General features: G+C 60.6%; 1 protein-coding gene. It reads right to left on the bottom strand.

Annotation, left to right across the window (positions count from 1 at the left end; translation table 11 throughout):
* On the bottom strand, window positions 1–246 hold a 246-nt coding region (locus OC610_RS29360), incomplete at both ends, for an AsmA family protein (protein WP_264433379.1).

Here is a 246-nt window from a genome sequence, read left to right as displayed (position 1 = left end):
GGCTGGCTGGCAATGTAGGCCAGGTTGCCATGGATATCGCTGTCGCCAATCTTGCCGTTGAACCCCTCATAGCGAAACTGGGCGCCATCTGGCTCATGAAGCTTGGCGATCAAACGACCGTCCGTGGAATAGGGGGGCGAATCCGGCAACGTCACGCCCGTCAGCGGATAAAGATTGGCCAGGCTGTTGCCGGCCAGCTTCAAGCGCAGGTCCAAGGCGCCGAGACTCTTCGGGTCGGTCAGGGTA

The organism is Pseudomonas agronomica, from assembly GCF_025917275.1.
Lineage (GTDB): Bacteria > Pseudomonadota > Gammaproteobacteria > Pseudomonadales > Pseudomonadaceae > Aquipseudomonas > Aquipseudomonas agronomica.
The sequence above is the reverse complement of the archived record's forward strand: the minus strand, read 5'-3'. Positions and strand labels throughout refer to the sequence as shown.